The sequence below is a fragment of the Micromonospora sp. NPDC085948 genome (assembly GCF_040686315.1).
Classification (GTDB): Bacteria; Actinomycetota; Actinomycetes; order Mycobacteriales; family Micromonosporaceae; genus Micromonospora.
The window spans coordinates 398,509-416,834 of record NZ_JBFBJW010000002.1; the positions used below are offsets into that span (position 1 = coordinate 398,509).

At 71.7% G+C, this 18,326-nt stretch carries 13 protein-coding genes; 4 read left to right on the top strand and 9 right to left on the bottom strand.

Annotated features, from left to right (window positions below):
- The first annotated feature begins 3 nt into the window (after window positions 1-3).
- Entirely contained in the window at window positions 4-987 is a 984-nt protein-coding gene (gene hemB, locus AB0O48_RS07665; protein ID WP_357253886.1) for a porphobilinogen synthase, read from the top strand.
- 111 nt (window positions 988-1,098) lie between these two features.
- On the opposite strand, the gene AB0O48_RS07670 is transcribed toward hemB, so the two are convergent.
- The 5 genes from AB0O48_RS07670 to AB0O48_RS07690 form a co-directional block, all read right to left on the bottom strand.
- A complete protein-coding gene (locus AB0O48_RS07670) occupies window positions 1,099-2,040 on the bottom strand; it encodes a CU044_5270 family protein (RefSeq protein WP_357253888.1) in 942 nt (313 codons plus the stop codon).
- A 17-nt stretch (window positions 2,041-2,057) separates the two neighbouring features.
- Window positions 2,058-2,627, bottom strand: a complete 570-nt coding sequence (locus tag AB0O48_RS07675; RefSeq protein WP_357570860.1) for a sigma-70 family RNA polymerase sigma factor — start codon at window positions 2,625-2,627, stop codon at window positions 2,058-2,060.
- 185 nt (window positions 2,628-2,812) lie between these two features.
- Window positions 2,813-6,091: a lamin tail domain-containing protein gene (locus AB0O48_RS07680; protein ID WP_357570861.1), complete on the bottom strand. Its 3,279-nt coding sequence runs from the start codon at window positions 6,089-6,091 to the stop codon at window positions 2,813-2,815.
- Between the two features lie 92 nt (window positions 6,092-6,183).
- Window positions 6,184-7,200: a GNAT family N-acetyltransferase gene (locus AB0O48_RS07685; RefSeq protein ID WP_357570957.1), complete on the bottom strand. Its 1,017-nt coding sequence runs from the start codon at window positions 7,198-7,200 to the stop codon at window positions 6,184-6,186.
- Window positions 7,201-7,272: 72 nt separating this feature from the next.
- The gene (locus tag AB0O48_RS07690; protein ID WP_357570862.1) at window positions 7,273-8,919 is read right to left on the bottom strand and encodes a lytic murein transglycosylase; all 1,647 of its coding nucleotides are present in this window, start codon (window positions 8,917-8,919) and stop codon (window positions 7,273-7,275) included.
- A 53-nt stretch (window positions 8,920-8,972) separates the two neighbouring features.
- Here AB0O48_RS07690 and AB0O48_RS07695 point away from each other — a divergent pair, with 53 nt between their 5' ends.
- A complete protein-coding gene (locus AB0O48_RS07695) occupies window positions 8,973-9,188 on the top strand; it encodes a zinc ribbon domain-containing protein (protein ID WP_357253896.1) in 216 nt (71 codons plus the stop codon).
- 152 nt (window positions 9,189-9,340) lie between these two features.
- Entirely contained in the window at window positions 9,341-12,181 is a 2,841-nt protein-coding gene (locus AB0O48_RS07700) for an adenylate/guanylate cyclase domain-containing protein (protein ID WP_357253898.1), read from the top strand.
- 145 nt (window positions 12,182-12,326) lie between these two features.
- On the opposite strand, the gene AB0O48_RS07705 is transcribed toward AB0O48_RS07700, so the two are convergent.
- Together AB0O48_RS07705 and AB0O48_RS07710 are read right to left on the bottom strand one after the other, a co-directional pair.
- Complete coding sequence (locus AB0O48_RS07705; protein WP_357570863.1) at window positions 12,327-12,866, bottom strand: phospholipase; 540 nt, start codon at window positions 12,864-12,866, stop codon at window positions 12,327-12,329.
- 181 nt (window positions 12,867-13,047) lie between these two features.
- Complete coding sequence (locus AB0O48_RS07710; RefSeq protein ID WP_357570864.1) at window positions 13,048-14,703, bottom strand: family 10 glycosylhydrolase; 1,656 nt, start codon at window positions 14,701-14,703, stop codon at window positions 13,048-13,050.
- Window positions 14,704-14,903: 200 nt separating this feature from the next.
- Between AB0O48_RS07710 and AB0O48_RS07715 the strand changes: the two genes are divergently transcribed.
- Window positions 14,904-16,400 (top strand): amino acid permease, encoded by a 1,497-nt coding sequence (locus tag AB0O48_RS07715; RefSeq protein WP_357570865.1) that lies wholly within the window; start codon window positions 14,904-14,906, stop codon window positions 16,398-16,400.
- 42 nt (window positions 16,401-16,442) lie between these two features.
- Here AB0O48_RS07715 and AB0O48_RS07720 read toward each other — a convergent pair whose 3' ends face one another.
- Both AB0O48_RS07720 and AB0O48_RS07725 read right to left on the bottom strand, forming a co-directional pair.
- A complete protein-coding gene (locus AB0O48_RS07720) occupies window positions 16,443-17,471 on the bottom strand; it encodes a glycoside hydrolase family 43 protein (RefSeq protein WP_365063876.1) in 1,029 nt (342 codons plus the stop codon).
- Window positions 17,468-18,325, bottom strand: coding sequence for a carbohydrate ABC transporter permease (locus AB0O48_RS07725; protein ID WP_357253906.1), 858 nt, complete (start codon window positions 18,323-18,325; stop codon window positions 17,468-17,470). Before AB0O48_RS07725 ends, AB0O48_RS07720 begins: the two co-directional genes overlap by 4 nt.
- Window position 18,326 lies beyond the last annotated feature (1 nt).

An 18,326-nucleotide genomic window follows, 5' to 3' on the forward strand; every position in this document is an offset into this window, starting at 1 on the left:
GCCATGTCGTACCCCGAGATCCGGCCCCGCCGGCTGCGCCGCAACCCGGCGATCCGCCGGCTGGTGTCCGAGACCCGGGTCGACCCGGCCGAGCTGGTCGTGCCGATGTTCGTCAAGGAGGGGCTGAGCGAGCCCCGTGCCATCGGGTCGCTCCCGGGGGTGCTCCAGCACTCCCGGGACTCGCTGCGCAAGGCGGCGGCCGAGGCGGTCCAGGCCGGCGTCGGCGGGATCATGCTCTTCGGCGTGCCGGAACGGCGGGACCCGACCGGCTCCGGCGGCATCGACCCGAACGGCATCCTCAACGTCGCCATCCGCGACGTGGTGGCCGAGGTGGGCGACGCCGCGGTGGTGATGAGCGACCTGTGCCTGGACGAGTTCACCTCGCACGGGCACTGCGGGCTGCTCACCGCAGACGGTGAGGTCGACAACGACTCCACCCTGGCCGCGTACGCCGAGATGGCGGTGGCCCAGGCCGCCGCCGGGGTCGGCATGGTCGGGCCGTCCGGGATGATGGACGGCCAGGTCGGCGTGGTCCGCAAGGCGCTCGACGCCGCCGGGCACCAGGACGTGGCCGTGCTGGCATACGCCGTCAAGTACGCCTCGGCGTTCTACGGCCCGTTCCGCGAGGCGGTGGAGTCGGCGCTGGAGGGCGACCGGCGCACCTACCAGCAGGACCCGGCCAATCTGCGGGAGTCCCTGCGCGAGGTGGCGCTCGACGTCGCCGAGGGCGCCGACCTGGTGATGGTCAAGCCGGCGCTGCCCTACCTCGACGTGGTGGCGGCGGTACGGGCCGCGGTGGACGTCCCGGTAGCCGCCTACCAGGTCTCCGGCGAGTACGCGATGGTCGAGGCGGCCGCCGCGAACGGCTGGATCGACCGGGAGCGGGTGATGCTGGAGACGCTCACCTCGATCAAGCGGGCCGGCGCGCAGGTCATCCTCACCTACTGGGCTGTCGAGGCCGCCGGGCTGCTGCGCCAGCGCTACTGAGGCGGGCCGCCTACGGCGCGATCACGGGCTGCCCGCGGCGCGATCATGCGGAAATAGTGGCCTCCTCGGCAGGAGAGGCCACTATTTCCGATCATCGGCCCGTTCTGCCGATCAGGGCAGCTGTCCCAGCCGATCGACGACGGCCAGCCGGGTGACGGCGGTGCTCATGTACGGCGACTCCTTGCCATCCCGCACCGTGAGCCGGCGGGTGCCGAGGTAGACGTGGGTCTCCCGGTCGAAGATCAGGTCGACGTGGGCGGCGAACACGCCGGGAGTCCGCAGCGCCACGCCCCGTCGGCCGGCGGCGTCCCGCACCTCGCCGGGCAACACGCTCGCCCCCGGTACTCGGGCCATCGCCTGGAACAGCGCGCCGAGCGACTGCGGCGGCACGTAGCCCTCCAGCATCCACATCCCGTCGGTGAAGATCGTGGTCGGGTCGTTCTGGATGGCCTCCAGGTCCGCGCCGGCGGGTAGGTCCAGGGGGATCGGGTGATCCCGCAGGTGTTGCGCCATCTGCTCCGGCTCGGTGGGCAGGCCCTGGAAATAGCCGGGCGGCGGTGGCAGGTGCGAGACGTTGTCGGTTCGCCACTCGTCCGGGCGGCTCTCCAACCGCCGCCGCTGCTGCCAGGTCGGATCGTCGCCGACCGGCACCCAGCGTTGGAGCCGCTCATCGACGTACGGGCCGGCCGCTGGCTCCTCCCGGGCGGTCAGCCGCAGTTCGATGAAGAGGAACTGGCCGGGACGCGCCACCAGGTCGGGCTGCTGCCGGGCCGTGTCCGCGGCCTCGGTCAGGACCTCGGCCGCGCTCGCCGTCGGTGGGGCGTCGCCGACCGTCTGGGTCACCAGTCCGACGGCGGTGAGCAGGACGACAAGCCCACCGACCCCGGCCAGCCGCCAGCCCGGCCTACGCCACCGTGCGCCCCGTGTCGCACGGACGGTCGTCGGGGCTGCGTCGGCGGCCGGGGCGCTTTCGGTGGTTCGGGCGCCGAGGTGTTCCTTCAGTTCGGCGAGAAGCCGTGCCTCGAAGTTGCCCAGTTGCGGGGTTCTGCTCATGGTGACCTTCCCTCCGATCAGACGAGCGCGGATTCGGACTGTGCGAGAGCGAGGCGTACCGCCCGGCGGGCCCGATGCACCCGGACCCGCGCGGCGACCGGGGAGATCCCGAGCGCGGCGGCCGCGTCCGTCAGGGACAGGCCGTCGACGGCGACGAGTTCGAGCAGGGCGCGCGTGTGCTCCGGCAGACCGCCGAGAGCGCGATAGGTACGGCGCGCCAGCGATTCCGCGTCGATGCGCTCCTCGATCCGGGCGATGTCGTCGGCGTCCAACAGCCGTCGTCCCGCCAGGCGACCGCTGGCCCGCAGATGACGGGTAGCCCGGCGGTGTTCGGCCGCGATGACGTTGCGGGCCACGCCGAAGAGCCAGGCCAGCTCGTTTCCGCGCTCCGGCTGGAAACCGGCCGCGGAGTCGATCACCGCCAGGAACACCTCGGCCGTGAGGTCGGCGGCGGTGTGCGGGTCGTCGACGCGGCGGGCCACGAACCGCCCGATCGTCTCGACGTGTCGGCGGTAGAACCGCTCGAACGCCGCGGGGTCCGTACCGATGGCGGCTAGGTCGTCCCCGCCTGGGCTCGGGCTACTCACAGGCCGTCCTCTCGTTGGCCGTCCTTACACCCCTTCCTTGGTTCGGCGGCGATTCGGCGTTACATCCGCCAGCGCCGCGCTTTTTGCCAAAATCGTGCAGAAACACAGATGTAGTGGCCTCCTGGTCGGCGGAGGCCACTACATCTTGGATCGAGCGCGATCATTCGTGGGCGGGCGGAGACCCCTCAGTCGTCGTTGGTGATCGTGCCGACCGCGAGCGGGTCGGCCAGCCGCAGGCCGGGCACGCCGGCCACCAGCAGCGTCAGCTTCTCGTCCGACTCCCGCCTCCGGTCGCCGCGCACGGTCACCGGGAACGCCACCGCCGTCTGCCCGGCGGCCAACACCTTGCACCCGGCGTACGGGTCGAAGTCCGAACCCGACTGCGCGGTGAGGCCGACGGTGGTTGCACAGAGCAGCACCGGCTGGGACAACGGCCGGGACACGGTCGCGGTGAAGGTGAGCTGCCGGGTGCCCTGGTTGCCCTCGACCACCGTCGCGTCGGCGACGGTCAGCGAGGCGCGGGACCGGAACCGGGCCACCTGCGGGTCGTGGTCGCTGGAACCCCGTGACCCGTCGCCGCTGAACTCCGCCGGCCAGTCGGCGTTGATGTGCGCCGCCCGCACCTGCACCAGATCGCCGTAGAGCGCGTCGTTGACGAACAGGTGGTCGAGTGTCTGCGCGTGCCCCTCGAAGCTGTACGAGTACGCCGACGCCGGCACCTCCGCGACCAGGTTGTCCCACAGGTTGTGCAGACCCGCCTCGTACAGCGGCGCGAGCTGGTCCGACGGCGTGGGCTGCTCGCCGGTGGCGATGGGATCGTCCGGGCGGGGGAAGACGTTCAGGTCCCCGCCGTAGACCACCCGGGCGCTCTGGTCGGCCGCCTCGATCGCGGTGACGATCGCCGCGCCGTAGCGGGCCTGCTCCCGCCGCTGCCCCACCCGGCTGTCCGGGCCGGAGGAGTAGTGGTTGCTGAGCGCGTACAGGGTGAACCGCTCGGTCGAACCGGGCGACGCGGCCACGCTGAACCTGCCCAGCTGAGGGGCGCGGGTGAAGACGTTGGTGCCGTCCCGCCCGGTCGAGGTGTCCACATCCGCCGGCAGCACCGCGTTGAGGGCCTTCGGGTTCTGTACGTCCGCGTTGGCCGGCAGGCCGGCAGCGCGGTACTGGACGGACGGTGTCGAGCCCAGCAGTGGATCGTCGGCCGTCGCGGCCGTCAGCGACAACCGGTCGGTGCGGTACAGGAACGCCGCGGTGATCCCACGGGCGTCCGCGCCGGTCCGGTCATAGGCCGCGGCGTACGCCGGTCCGCCGGCCGCCGCCACCACGAGCGCCAACTCCTGGATGCTGTCCGGAGCGCCGTCCGCGTTGTTGGTGTCGCCGCAGCTCAGCGCCGCCCCGGAGACCGTGCAGATGTCCTGGTCCTCGGCCTCCTGCACCAGGATCAGATCCGGTGCGTGCAGGTCCTTGACGATCTGGTCGGCGAGCGCGGCCAGCTGTTCGCGGTACTCTGCCTCGCTGCCCGGCACGTAGTCGAACGGCGGGTCGACACCTGGACAGCCGGCGTTACCGGTGAAGTCGCAGCCGTCGAACGGGTCGTCGCGGTAGTCGTACAGGTTCTCCACGTTGTAGGTGGCGACGGCCACCTCCTGCGACCGGTCGGCCGGCTTGGGCGGGTTGTTCTTCGACGGGTCGGCCCCGGCGGCGAACTCCGCCCGCTCGACCTGGACGCCGTACTTCTCGAACGAGTAGTAGACCCCGCCCACCGCGTCCGCCCGCAGCGTGTCGAAGGTGTGCGCCGGCGGGAGCAGCGCGGCGCTGTCCCCGGCGGTGGCTTTCACGCCCATGCTGCCGAGCAGCGTCCGCTGACCGTTGCCGTCGTCGAAGCCGCGGGTCGGGTCGTTGTCCAGTGGGTGCGAGTCCCGGAAGACCCGCCGGGAGTACGGGTCGGCGCGGTCCAGCAACGGGTCGTCGCGGTCGACCACCCACAGCTCCGCGTCGGCCGTGGAGGAGAAGACGTCCCGGCCGCTCACCGCGCCGCTGCCCGCGCGAACCCGCATCCGGGAGCCCTCGTGCCGCTCCCAGAAGCGCTGCGCGTCGGTCAGCACGGCCGGCGGCACCGCGTCGGTCACCGCGACCGCCGTGTCCACGGCCAGCCCACCGCCGATCCGGCGGACCAGCGACGCGCCGGAGAGCTGGGTGAAGCTGTAGTACTCCGACACCCGGGCCCGCAGCACGACCTCGTCGCCGACCGTCGGCACGTAACCGCCGATCAGCGAGGTGAACGCGCCCATGAACACGAAGATGCCGTCGGAGCTGGTCGGGTCGCCGTCGGTGTCGCCGGTGCGGCTCTGCAGGAAGAAGCCGCGCTGCTCCGCGCCGGCCGACGTGCGGGCCAGAGTCAACTGGGTGATGACGCCGCGTACGTCGTACAGCGTGCTGCTCGTGCCGTTGCCGCTCGCCGGTGCGAGCGGCGACCGGTCGGCGGGGCCGGACTCGGTGTCGGTGGTCGGGCCCTGCACCTCACCGACGGTCAACTCCCGGGTCACCTGCACGGCCAGCGCGCAGCTCGCGGTGCCGCCGTCCGCGTCGGTCGCGGTGAGGGTGACGGTGTACGCCCCGGCGGCCAGGTCGGCGCTCGCGTCGATCGTGGCACGGGCGGTGCCGCCGACGCCCCCCGCGGGAGTGAGCGCCGTGCGGGTGATCGAGCCGGCGGACGGGGTCGGACTGACCGAGGTCACCACCAGGTCGACGATCGTGTCATCGGGATCGGTGGCGGTGACCTCCCGGCTCGCCGCCGTGCCCGCGCTGGTGACCAGCGGGCCGCCGCAGGTCAGCGTGGCCGGGACGTCGACCGGCCCGCCGCCGTCCACGGAGTGCGCGCCGACGCCGTCGAAGGTGTCCACCGGGAAGCCGGCCCACTGGGCCGCGGGGTCGAACGCGTCCGTCGGGTCGGTGTCGCCGCTGGTCACGGTCGGCAGCCGGCGCAGGGTGTCGTCCGCGGTGCTGGTGGCGCCCGCACCCCACTCGGTGCCCGGGTCGACGCCCACCTGCCCGATCGAGTCGAGCACGGTGACGCCCCGGAGCAGCACGACCGCGTCGTCACCGTTGAACAGACTGGCCCCGGTGGTCTGGTCGGCCTGGGCGAGGATGGCGGCCCCGGCCGACGCGCTGGCGAACACGAACACGTCACCGGCGGCCACGTTCCCGGTCAACGCGATCGTGGTGGCCGTGGTGGAGCCGTTGAAGTAGAGCTGGAGCCGGTAGCCGCCGGCGGCGAGGTCAACCGGGGCGCCGGTGCCGTTGAACAGCTCGATCGCCTTGTTGTTCGACGAACCCTCGACGTACTCCGAGATGAACAGATCGGTGGGCGCGGCGCTGGCCGCGGTGGGTGCGACGCCGAGCGCCGTGATGGTCACGGCGGCGGTGGCGGTCGCGAGCGCGGCGATTGAGCGGCGCGGGCGCATAGGGCCTCCACGATGGGTGGATGGGGTCAACGCACGTTAAGGTGCGCGGTGGTCCACCGTCCATCCCCCAGTGGACAGTTGCGTGAATTCCCTCAGCGTGGCGGATCGAGCCGGTGCACCAGCTCGGCGACGTCGACGCTGTATTCGCACCAGTCGCGGTCCGGTTGGTAGCCCAGCTCGGCGTTGACCTTCAGCATCGCCTCGTTGGCCTGCGCGTTCCAGGTCTGCACCTCGATCAGCTCCGGCTCGGCGGAGCGCAGCTCCAACAGCATCCGGGCCTTGATCGCCCGGTCGATGCCGTAGCCCCGGTGGTCCTGCGCGACGATGGTGTCGTACTGGTCGGCGCGGGTGGGGTGCTGCGCGGGCACCACCACCTCGGTCAGGCCGGCCACCTCGCCGCTCTGCTCGTGTCGGGCGAGCACGATGTACGGTTTCATGCCCCGCCGGTGCAGGGTGTCGAGGCTGTCGCGCAGCCGCTCCGGCTCGTAGGAGCTGGGGCGCAGCTCACCGTCGTCGACGTCGCGCACCTCGGCCTTCGCCCGCGCGTACGCCTCGATCAGGTCGTCCGGTGGCCCACCGGGGAAGAACTCCAGGTGGTAGCCCGCCGCGATGCCGGTGGCCATCTGCGTCAGCTCGGCCCAGTCGACCGCGGTGAGGTCGAGCACGCTGCGCGTCTCCACGTACTCCCGGGTGAAGCCGAGCGACTCGTAGAACCCGACCGCGGGCGTGTCGCCGACCACCTCGACCCCGATCGACCGGAAGCCCTCCTGGTAGACCCGGCGGGCAGCACGCAACACCAGGTCACGACCGAGACCGCTGCGCCGCACCGACGGGTGCACCAGCACCTCGAGCACGCCGATGTCACCGAGGAGCAGCACGTGCACCTGGCCGAGCACCGCGCCCGGAGCACCGGGGTCGGTCGCCTCGGCCTGGGCGATCCAGGAGATCCGCCGCTCGCCGGGCATCACCTCGGCGAGGTATTCGCGCAATGAGGTCTCCCGCCACGGCGGATCCTGCGGCAGGTCGGCCGCCAGCACCGCGTTCAGCGTGACCAGCAGCGACGCGATCTCGGCGGACGACGCGGTCCTCGGGTCCCACTCGCGCACCATCACCCGTCTAGCTTGCCGCTAACAGAGGCCGGGGGGAAGTGTCCAGTTCTCCAACGTATCGAGACGATCACGTCACGGGCGGCTGGCCCGTCCGTACCGGTTGGCGGTGTCGTAGACGTCCTGGGCGTACCGCCGTACATCGTTGTAGGACAGGATCGCGTTCCACCAGTCGCCCGGGATGCTCAGGTTCCGACCACCCTTGCAGAGGTAGTTACCCGCCGCCAGGGCCGCGTCGTCCAGGTCGTGCGGGTCCTTGATCCCGTCATTGTCGGCGTCCGCGCCGATCTCCTGCCAGGTGGTCGGGATGAACTGCATCGGCCCGATCGCCCGGTCGAGGGTCAGGTCCCCGTCGAGCACCCCACGGTCGGTGTCGATGATCCGCATCCGGCCGCCGTTGCCGTCCAACGGCAGTCCGATGATCTTCGGTAGCGCCTTGCCGTCCTGCCCCAACCGCGCGCCGTTGGCCAACCCGTGCCCCGATTCGACCTGCCCGATCGCGGCCAGCGTGGTCCAGCTCAGCGCGCAACTGCGGTTCGTCTGCGCGAGCATCAGCTCGGCGTAGCCGTACGCCTGCATGGCGACGGCCGGGATATTCACCTTGGCACCGACCTGTTGAGCCCAGCCAGCCAGGGCGTCCGACGGCCGGCCGCCGATGCCGGGTCCGCTGGTCGGCAGTCCACCGCTCGGCAGTCCGCCGGTGGGCAGTCCGCCGGTGGGCAGTCCGCCGGTGGGCAGTCCGCCGGTCGGCAGTCCGCCGGTGGGCAGTCCACCGCTCGGTAGTCCACCGCTGGGTAGTCCGCCACCCGGTAGGCCGCCTTCGGGCACCGGGCCGGTGGGCAGGCGGGCAGGCACCCCCGGCGGGACGGTGGGCGTGCCGGAGGCGTCGGCCGCGACCGGGCGGGGTGCGCGGATCGTGGCCGGCACGAGCAGGGCGCCCGCCGCCGCGGTCGCGGCCACCAGCGCCAGCAGGAAGAGGCCGGGCAGGGTGAGCCGGCCACTCGGTCGACGAGCCCAGGCCCGGGTCGCACGGACGGCCGAGGCTGCCACCCGGCGCGGCGGCAGCCGTACCGCGTGCGCGAACGGCACCCGCCGTCGCCGGGAGGCGCCGGACGCCGGCACGGCGGGAATTTCGTCCACACTGGTCTTCGCCAGATCCGCGGTGACCTTGGTGACGGGCTTCGTCTCGTCAGCGGACACACCGGGCTTCGTGTCGTCGGCCGGCGCACCGGCCTTCGTGTCGTCTGTCGACTTGTCGGCACTCGGCCCGGTGGCGGACTGCGGCGCGCCCGGAGCAGTGGCGCTGCCGGTCGCCTTCGCGTCTCCGGTCGCCTGGTCTCCGACCTTCGGGCCGCCGGTCTTCGGGTCTTCGGTCTTCGGGTTGTCGGTCTTCGGGTTATCGGTCCTGGGGGCCGCTGCCCGCGTGTCAGCGCTGTCGTCGGCGACCGGATCGGGCTCGACCCGGTCTTTCGCGCCGACGCCGGCCGCGCCTGGCCCGGACCTGGGGGCGTCGGTCGGGCTGGCCGAGGGGGCGTCGGTCGGTCCGGAGGTGGTGGCAGGTGTGGGCGGCGTACTCGCGGTCCGGCCGCTCAGCCAGGGCCGGCGGGGGCGGGGCACCGCGCGAACCGGGTCGGGCGCGGCCCCCGAGCCTTCGAGTGGCCCGTCCAGCGGCGCGGCCGGTCGTAATGGTTGCACACGCGTGTCGTCCTCGCCGTCCACCACCCGTCGAGTATCACCCATCCTCCGCCGGACGTCAGTTCCCGTACCCTGGGCGCATGCCCCGGTACGAGTTCCGTTGCCGCGCCTGCGGCGACACTTTCGAGGTCAACCGTCCGATGGCGGCTGCCGCTGACCCGGCCGTCTGCCCGCAGGGACACACCGACACGGTGAAGCTGCTCTCCGCGGTCGCGGTCACCGGTCGGGGTGGGGCCGTCGGTGGCGCCCCGGCGTCCTCCGGTGGTGGGTGCTGCGGAGGCGCCTGCGGCTGCTGATCGGACCAATTCCCCGCCACCTGGTGGGCTGTTCTTGCCGTGACCGGGTCCGAGTGGCACTTTGAGGCGGCATCTGCCCGACCGTTCTCACGATGCGTTACCGCTCGGACTCAGGCAGCATGAACCCGACGTCACGGGCGGAGGTTCCACGCATGTCGCCACGGATCCAGCTCCCGAGCGGTTGGGTGACCTTCGTGTTCACCGATATCGAGGGCTCGACCCGGCTGGCCCAGTTGCTCGGCCCCGACTACCGCCCGGTGCTCGCCGAGCACCGACGGCTGTTGCGCCGGACGCTGGCCAGCACGGGCGGCGCGGAGTTGTTGACCGAGGGCGACTCGTTCTTCCTGGCCTTCGAGGACGCGGCAGCGGCGCTGACCGCCTGCCTGACCGCCCAGCGGGCGCTGTCCAACCACGACTGGCCGACCGCCGAAGCCGCACCCCGGGTGCGGATGGGCCTGCACACCGGTTACGCCGAGCCGCGCGACGGCGACTACGCCAGCCCCGAGGTGCACCGGGCCGCCCGGGTGGCCGCCGCGGCGCACGGCGGGCAGGTGCTCTGTTCGGCGCCCACCGCCCGTCGGGCCGAGCCGTTGCCGCCCGGTGCGACCCTGCTCGACCTCGGCCTGCACCGGCTGCGCGGTTTCGACGACCGGGAGCGGCTCTTCCAACTGGTCGCGCCGGGCCTGGAGCGGCAGTTCCCGCGTCCCCGCACCGCCGACGCGGTGGCGCACAATCTGCCGACCCAGGTGACGTCGTTCGTCGGTCGGCAGGCCGAGCGCGTCGAGTTGGGCCTGCTGGTGAAGCAGCACCGCCTGATCACGGTGCTCGGCGCGGGCGGGGCGGGCAAGACCCGGCTCGCGGTGGAGTTGGCCAGCGGGGTCGTCGAGTCGTACCCGGACGGGGTGTGGTTCGTCGACATCGCCGCGGTGACCGACCCGGGGTTGGTGGCATTCGCGATCGCCGCGGTGCTCGGCCTGCGACCCGAACCGGGCCGGCCGATGCTGGACACCCTTGTCGAGTACGCGGCCGGCCGCCGCATGCTTGTCGTCCTGGACACCTGTGACACCCAGCCGGCCGCCTGCGCGGAGGTGATCGCGCGGTTGTTGTCCGGCGGTGGTGGCGTACGGGTGCTGGCGACCAGCCGGGAGTCGTTCAGCCTGCCGGGTGAGGTGGTGTGGCGGATCCCGCCGCTCTCGGTCGACCCGCGCGCGGACGGTGCGGAGAGCGATGCGGTGGCGCTCCTGCTGGACCGTACGGCGGCGGCGCGAGGCGGCCGGCGGCCGGACCCGGCCGAGTCGGCCGATCTCCGCAGGGTGGTGCAGCGGTTGGACGGGTTACCGCTCGCCATCGAGCTGGCCGCCGCCCGGCTGCGGGTGCTCTCGGTGGGCCAGCTCGCGGAACGCCTCGACGATGTTCTCGGCACTCTGGACGCCGGTCGGGAGGACCCGGATCCGCCACCGGTGGAGCGCGGCTGGTCCGGCAACCAGCAGGACACGGTGGACCTGGTGGCCGCGGCGTCCGGGGCGTCGCCACCCACCGCGGCGAGCAGGGCGGTGCAGCGGTCGGCCACGGAACGGCACCTGACGATGCAGGCCACCGTCACCTGGTCGTACCGGACGCTCGGGCCTCGGGCCGCCCGCCTGCTGCGGTGGCTGTCGGTCTTCGCCGGGCCGGTGGACCTGGCGACGGTGGAGTGGCTGCTGGGCGACGACCCGCTGGATCCACTGTCGGTGCTGGTGGACAAGTCGATGGTGTTGGCCGAGCCGCGGGCCACCGGTAGCACCTACCGGATGCTCGACCCGATCCGGGCGTACGCGGCGCGGCGGCTGGCCGAGGCGGGTGAGGAGCGGGCCGCCCGGAATAGGCATGTCGCCTGGTCGGCCCATGCGGTGGACCGGGCACACCTGGGTCAGGACGGCCGCCCGGTGACGCTGTCGCTGTACGCCCTCGACCCGTTGGCCGGGGAGGTACGCGCAGCGTTGCGGTGGTGCGCCACGGGCGGTAGTGCCCGTGCCGGTCTCGGTCTGGCCGGTGGGCTGGACCAGTGGTGGCTTGAGCGGGGCCTGGCCCGGGAGGGGCGGCTGTGGCTGTTCCGGTTGTACGGGCGGATCGCCGAGACGGGTGAGCGGATCCCGGAGGCGGAGCTGGCGGCGGTTTACCACATGCATTCGTTGCACGCCGGCGCGGACGGTGAGTTCGCCGAGGAGTTGCGCTACTCCCAGCGGGCGGAGGCGGCCGCCCGGCAGGCCGGTGATGCCGGGTTGTTGGCCCGGGTGCTCGCCGGCCGGGCCGCGCCGTTGGTGGACATGGGGCAGTTCGTCGAGGCCGAGCGGGTGTGCCGGGAGGTCATCGACTGGGCGCACGGGCAGGACGTGGTCGGCGAGGCGCTGTTGGCGGTGTTCAGCCTGGCTGAGCTGCTCTGGCGGCGGGGCGCCCTGGGGGAGGCGGCGGATCTGCTGGGGGCGGTGCGTCCGGTGGAGGCGGCCCGCCCGGTGGAGCGGGGCCGGCGGTCGGTGGACATGCTGCTCGGGATGGTCGCGTTGGCCCGGGGCGATGTGATCGCCGCGCACGAGCACCTGCTGGTGGCACTGCGTTCGCGGATGGGCCACGGCTACCACGGTCGGGCGTGTGACACGTTGAACGCGGTCGCGGTGCGCTGCGTGATCGGCGGGGACCGGTTGACCGCGGCTCGCCTGTTCGGGGCGGCGCAGGCCACCCGGGCGAGCATGCGCGCGACCCCGGGCATCTACGGCGGCTACTGGGCCGAACAGCAGGCCGAACTGCGCGCGCAACTGGGTGACGCGGTGTTCGACGACGCGTACGGCGAGGGTGCCGAGTTGGGGCTGGACGAGGCCGCCGCGCTGGCACTGGACGTGGAACACCCGGACCTGGCGGCCGACTCGACCCGCTTCAGCACCGGCCTGTCCCAGCCCACCCCCCGCCGCCCCGCCGACCCCGACCGCCACCCAGCAACCCGCACCGAACGCGCCTAACCCCAGCCCTGCCCCCACCCCCCCTCAGCCTTGTTGATCAAGAGATTTGCGTCAGGAAACAGGCTCCTGGTGACCGAAACCTCTTGATCAACGCCGCCGAGGGGGTGGGGGTGGGGGTGGGGGGTGGGGGGTGGGGGGTGGGGGGTTAGGCGCGGGCGGCGGCTGCTTCGGCTTCGGCCTTTATTTGGGCGGCGCGGTCGATGTCGGCCTGCTGGACGGCTGCTACCGAGCCGAAGGTCTTGACCGCCTGGTAGTAGGTCCAGGCCAGGCTGTAGCAGGCCGGTCGGACGACCGTGTTGTACGTGGTGCAGACGCGCTTCAGGTCCTCGTAGAAGGCGCTGTCCAGTCGGGACTTGTTGGCGGGGAACTGGCTGACCGCCTTGTAGTTGCGGTAGCCGAAGTCGTGCCGGTAGCAGCTGAGGCTGAAGGTGAACCCGAGCGGGTTGTCCGGGCTGGACGAGCAGTAGTCGGTGGACCAGGTGAAGTTGTACTCGGCCCAGGGTGCCCGGTTGACCCGGGCGCTGTTCCAGGAGTTGTAGCTGGAGGCGCTGGTCTGCGTCCAACTGGACAGCACGGACAGCTTCTGGGCGGGGGTGACGGCGGCGGCGGCGGGGGAGGCGATGGCGAGGGTGGCGAGCAGCGCGAGCGCGCCCGAGGCGAACAGGGTGGCAAGACGTCGGGGCACTTGTTACCTCCGCGGGGGTGGGCGGGTGGGGCGGGAAGTTACCGGCGGGTCACCGGATGTCGACAAGTTTCGATCAGCTGATCAACTGCTCGGTATGTGCCTCGCCAACAATTGGTGACATGGGTTCAAACAGACGAATGCCCCGGCCGCTCGGGGCGACCGGGGCATTCCGGGGAACGGGTCAGCGCCTGACGAACGCCGGCGGGCTGGTCGGGCTTTCGTTGGCCGACCGGTCCAACGCGGTCAGCTGGTAGGTGTAGCGCTCACCGGGCACGGCCGAGGTGTCCACCCAGGACTGCGTGCCACCGGGTGTGGCGCGGACGGTGTTGACCAGGTGCGCGGCGTCCGCCGTGCCGCACCGACCGGGCAGGGCGGTGCCGTCGAACCGGTAGATCGCGTACGAGGTGGCGGTGCCGAGTGGCCGGACACCGTCGGCGGGCTGACGCCAGGTCAGCCGTACCCCGTCGGCCTGTCGGGTCGCCTTGGTGACCACCGGGAAGAGCAGCGGCCTGGCCGGCAGGTGCGGCATGGCCGGCACCAGCGCGGGCCGGGAGTAGTGCTCGGCGGCGTAGATGTCGGTGGCGCCGAGCCGGTTGGCCCGCACCTGGACGGCCGAGAAGTGCACGTTGCCCTGCACCTCCGGGTACGACCGGTTGAGCGTCAGGTGGTCGGACAGCTCACGCGGGTTCTGCCAGTACGGTCCGTACGCGGGGTCGCCGCTCTTGTAGTCGGCCTGGCCGATGTAGAGCTGCACGCGGGTGCCGCGCACCGTCTCGGCCCACCACGGGACGAGTCGCGCGTAGTCGGCGGCCGGGTACTGGCCGATGTACCAGTAGAGCTGCGGGACCACGTAGTCGATCCACTCCTGCTTGATCCAGGTGCGGGTGTCGGCGGAGATGATGTCGTACGACTGGCTGCCGGTGGTGTCCGAGCCGAGCGGGTCAGCGGCCTTGTTGCGCCAGATGCCGAACGGGCTGACGCCGAACTTCACCCACGGCTTCGCCGCCTTGATCTTGCCGTTCATCTCCTGGACCAGCAGGTTGATGTTGTCCCGCCGCCAGTCCGCCCGGTCCGTGAAGCCCCGGTTGTGCGCGGCGAAGGTGGCGTCGTCGGGCACCTGGTAGGTGCCGCTGGGATAGGGGTAGAAGTAGTCGTCGAAGTGGACGCCGTCGATGTCGTACCGCTGGACCGCGTCCATCATCGCGGTCTGCACGAACTCGCGTACCTCCGGAATGCCGGGGTTGTAGTAGAGCCGGCTGCCGGCCACGCCGGCCGGCGGGTAGGCGAAGGTCCAGTCCGGGTGCTGCCGCGCCGGGTGGCCGGGAGCGAGTTGGGTGAGGTCGGCGCCGGCGCCGCCGGGGGCCGGCATGGAGACGCGGTACGGGTTGAACCAGGCGTGAAACTCCAGGTTGCGCTTGTGCGACTCGTCGACGAGGAAGGCCAGCGGGTCCCAGCCCGGGTCCTGCCCACGGGTCCCGGTCAGGTACTCCGACCACGGCTCGTACGGCGAGGGCCAGAGCGCGTCGGCGGTGGGCCGGACCTGCACCACGACGGCGTTGTGGTGCAGCCGCTGGGCGAGGTCGAGCAGTTCCCGATATTCGGCCTGCTGGGTGGCGACCCGGTCCGGGCTGGTCTGGGACGCCTTGCTGGGCCAGTCGATGTTGACGACCGACGAGATCCACATGGCCCGGAACTGGCGCTTCGGCGTGGCCGGGTCGGTGACGCAGGTGGTGGTGGGAGTGGCGGCATCGGTCGCGGCGCTCGCGGGGGTGGCGGTGACGGTCGTCCCGAGCAGGGCTGCGACCAGCCCGGCGACTCCGAGTCGGGTGGCTCTCATGCGGTGTGTCCCTTCGTTGGGGCTCCCGGATGGTTCGCGGCGCGCGGCAAGATTCGCCGTGGATGTCCGCGTTGCTGGTAGAAAATTTTCACAATTTGGCAAGCGCCGCAAGGGTTCGTGGTTGACCAATCGCGCCGCTGGGTAGCAACGGCGGTCACCGGCCGCCACGGAGGTGGTCGCACGGTGGGAGGGGTGACCGCGTGTCCGTGCTGCGCACCAAACCAATCAAGGACGTGATAGCCCAAGGGGAGGCCGACGGCAGTGACGGCACGCTCGGCCTGAAGAGACGGCTCGGCGCGCTCGACCTCACCGGCTTCGGCATCGGCATCGTGATCGGCACCGGCATCTTCACCCTCACCGGCATCGAAGCCCGGGACAGCGCCGGACCGGGCGTGGTGATCTCCTTCGCCATCGCCGGCGTGGTCGCCCTGCTCGCCGCCCTCTGCTACGCCGAGTTGGCCTCCAGCGTGCCGACCGCGGGCAGCGCCTACACCTACGCGTACGCCACGATGGGCGAGATCGTCGCCTGGATCATCGGCTGGGACCTGCTGCTGGAGTTCGCGCTCGGCGCGGCCGTGGTGGCCCGAGGTTGGTCCGGCTACCTCGCGGAACTGCTCGACCTGCCGACCCGATGGTTCGGCGAGGAGGGCAGCACGGTGAACGTCGGCGCCATCGCCATCGTGCTGATCCTCGGCATCGTGGCGATCGTCGGCATCCGGGAGTCGTCCCGGATCACCAACCTGCTGGTGCTGGTCAAGGTGGCGATCTGCGTGTTCGTGGTGGTGGCCGGTCTGTTCTTCGTCAAGGCCGCGAACCTCAGCCCGTTCATCCCACCGGCCGAGCCCGCCGGGAGCGGCGACGACGGCATCAAGCAACCGGTGACGCAGGCGCTCTTCGGGCTGGAACCGTCCGTCTTCGGCTTCGTCGGGGTGCTCAGCGCCGCCGCCGTGGTGTTCTTCGCGTACACCGGCTTCGAGGCCGTCGCCAACCTGGGCGAGGAGACGAAGAAGCCCAAGCGGGACCTCACCCTGGGTCTGCTCGGCACGCTGCTGATCTCCACCGTGCTCTACATCGGCGTCTCGCTGGTGGTGGTCGGGATGGTGCCGTACACCGAGATCGACCGGGGCGCCCCGATCGCCTCGGCGTTCGAGTCGGTCGGCGCGGGCTGGGCGGCCGTGCTGGTCTCCATCGCCGCGGTCGCCGGCCTGACCAGCGTCATCCTCGTCGACCTGGTCGCGATGGGCCGGATCGGCTTCGCGATCGCGCGGGACGGGCTGATCCCGCCGTCGATCGCGAAGGTGCACCCGCGGTGGGGCACCCCGTACCGGATCTCCGCGATCATGACGGTGGCGGTCGCGCTGCTGGCCGGTTTCCTGCCGCTCTCCGCGTTGGCCGACCTGGTCAGCATCGGCGCGCTCTGCGCGTTCGTGCTGGTGTCGATCGCGGTGCCGATCCTGCGTCGCAAGCGCCCGGACCTGGAGCGGCCGTTCCGGGTGCCGTTCTCCCCGGTGCTGCCGATCGTCTCCGCGCTGGCCTGCTTCTACCTGATGCTCAACCTGTCGGTGGAGACCTGGCTTCGGTTCCTGGCCTGGATGCTGCTCGGCGCGCTGATCTACTTCGGTTACGGCTACCGCCGCAACCGGCTGGCCCAGCACGAACCGGCGGTCGCCCCGGCGCCGCGCGAGCCGAGCGCCTGACCGAGGTGCGGAGGGGCCGGGCGGCCCCTCCGCACGATCAGCTCAGGGACGGGGTTGCGGCGTGGCGGTCGGACCCTTGACCACCGGCTTGCCGTCGACCCAGGTCACCTCGTCGAGCCAGACCTGCCGACCGGGGTCGGTGCTGCCCTCCTGGCCGGGCGGCCAGGCGTGGTAGAGCAGCCAGGTCCGGCCGTCCTTGACGACCATCGAGGCGTGACCTGGGCCCGAGGCGGCCTCGGCGCTCTTCAGGATCGGGTTCTCGGCGGCCTTCACACAGGGGCCGGTCGGGCTCTCGCAGACCGCGTAGCCCTCCGCGTACTCGGCCCGGTCGTAGGCGTTGGCGGCGAAGAAGAGCAGCAGCCGACCGTCCTGGCGGTGGAAGAACGGCCCCTCGATCAGGGTGCCCTCCCACGCCTCGGTCTGCTTCAGCAGCTTCGTCGGTTCGCCGACGAGGGTCAGACCGTCGTCGGCGAGGCGCTGTGACCAGAGCCAGGTGTCCACCCCGATCGCGTTGCCGTCGTTCTTCCACAGCAACCACAGGCTGCCGTCGGTGTCCCGGAACGGGCTGGCGTCGATCGCCCCGCCCAGGTCGGCCTGGCAGATCAGCGGGCCGGCCGCGTCGTCCGAGTACGGCCCCTGCGGCGCGCTGGCCACCGCCCGTCCGACGCACTGCCGGCCCGACTCCCGGCCGGCCACGGTGTAGTAGAGCGCGAACCGGTCCGGCGCCAACTGGATGACCTCCGGCGCCCAGGTCTTGCCGGCGTCCGCCCAGTCCGGCAGCGTCGGCAGTGCGTCCCCGGCCTCGGTCCAGTCGACCAGGTCCGTCGAGGTGAGCACCGGGACGTTGCGGCCGCCGGAGTTGGTGTGGAACAGGTACCAGGTGTCGCCCACCTTGATTGCCTGCGGATCCGGGGCGTCGGTCTTCACGACCGGGTTGGTGAACATGCTGGGTTCGCTCCCGCTGCTCGTGGTGGGGGTGGGCTCGGTGTCGTCGGCGCAGCCCGAAACGAGCAGCGCGGCGGCGAGAACGATCGCCGCCGCGCCACGTCGCCGGGCGGTCGTGCGCGTCATCCCTTCAGACCGCTGCGGGAGACGCCCTGGATGATGTGCCGCTGGGCGAGCACGAAGAGGATCAGCACCGGCACGCTGGCCAGCACCGCACCCGCCATGATCACCGGGTAGTCGGTGACGTACGAGCCCTGGAGCAGGCCCAGGCCCGGCGGCAGGGTGAGCTTCTCCGGGCTGAACAGCACGAAGATCGGCCAGAGGAAGTCGTTCCAGTTGGTGAGGAACGACAGCACGGCCAGGGTGGCCAGGGCCGGCTTGGACAGCGGCAGCACCACCTTGTAGAAGATCTGCCACTGGTTGGCGCCGTCCAGCGTGGCGGCCTCCTCCAGCTCGTTCGGCAGGGAGAGGAAGAACTGCCGCAGGAAGAAGACCCCGAACGCGCTGGCCGCGCCGGGCACGACCACCACGGCGAGGGTGTCGATCCAGTTGAGCTGGTCGACGATCAGGAAGTTCGGAATGATCAACGAGGTCGGCGGGATGAACAGCGTCCCGACGATCAGGGCGAAGGTCACCCCACGCCCCCGGAACTTCAGCCGGGCCAGGGAGTACGCGGCCATCGAGGCGGTCACCAACACCAGCAGCGAGTGCAGCGTGGCGGCCACCATGCTGTTGAGGAACCACCGCAGCACCGGGTTCGCCGAGTTGTTGAGGATCTGCTCGTAGCCGTAACCCGCGAGCGGATTCGGCAGCCAACTCGGCGGGATCTCCTGGGCGGCCGTGTAGGTCTTCAGCGAGGTGATGACCATCCACACCAGCGGAACCAGGAAGACCAGGGTCAGCGCGACCAGGATGGCGTAGAGCCCGACCCGGCGCGGCCCCGATCCGGAGCCGTTGGTGGTCGGCGTGGGCGTCGTCATG

What these genes read in the sequence shown, in the direction of transcription:
- AB0O48_RS07710 (WP_357570864.1), bottom strand. Translation starts at nt 14,703, where the DNA reads ATGAGAGCCACCCGACTCGGAGTCGCCGGGCTGGTCGCAGCCCTGCTC.
- AB0O48_RS07720 (WP_365063876.1), bottom strand. Translation starts at nt 17,471, where the DNA reads ATGACGCGCACGACCGCCCGGCGACGTGGCGCGGCGGCGATCGTTCTC.
- AB0O48_RS07670 (WP_357253888.1), bottom strand. Translation starts at nt 2,040, where the DNA reads ATGAGCAGAACCCCGCAACTGGGCAACTTCGAGGCACGGCTTCTCGCC.
- AB0O48_RS07695 (WP_357253896.1), top strand. Translation starts at nt 8,973, where the DNA reads ATGCCCCGGTACGAGTTCCGTTGCCGCGCCTGCGGCGACACTTTCGAG.
- AB0O48_RS07700 (WP_357253898.1), top strand. Translation starts at nt 9,341, where the DNA reads ATGTCGCCACGGATCCAGCTCCCGAGCGGTTGGGTGACCTTCGTGTTC.
- AB0O48_RS07725 (WP_357253906.1), bottom strand. Translation starts at nt 18,325, where the DNA reads ATGACGACGCCCACGCCGACCACCAACGGCTCCGGATCGGGGCCGCGC.
- hemB (WP_357253886.1), top strand. Translation starts at nt 4, where the DNA reads ATGTCGTACCCCGAGATCCGGCCCCGCCGGCTGCGCCGCAACCCGGCG.
- AB0O48_RS07685 (WP_357570957.1), bottom strand. Translation starts at nt 7,200, where the DNA reads ATGGTGCGCGAGTGGGACCCGAGGACCGCGTCGTCCGCCGAGATCGCG.
- AB0O48_RS07680 (WP_357570861.1), bottom strand. Translation starts at nt 6,091, where the DNA reads ATGCGCCCGCGCCGCTCAATCGCCGCGCTCGCGACCGCCACCGCCGCC.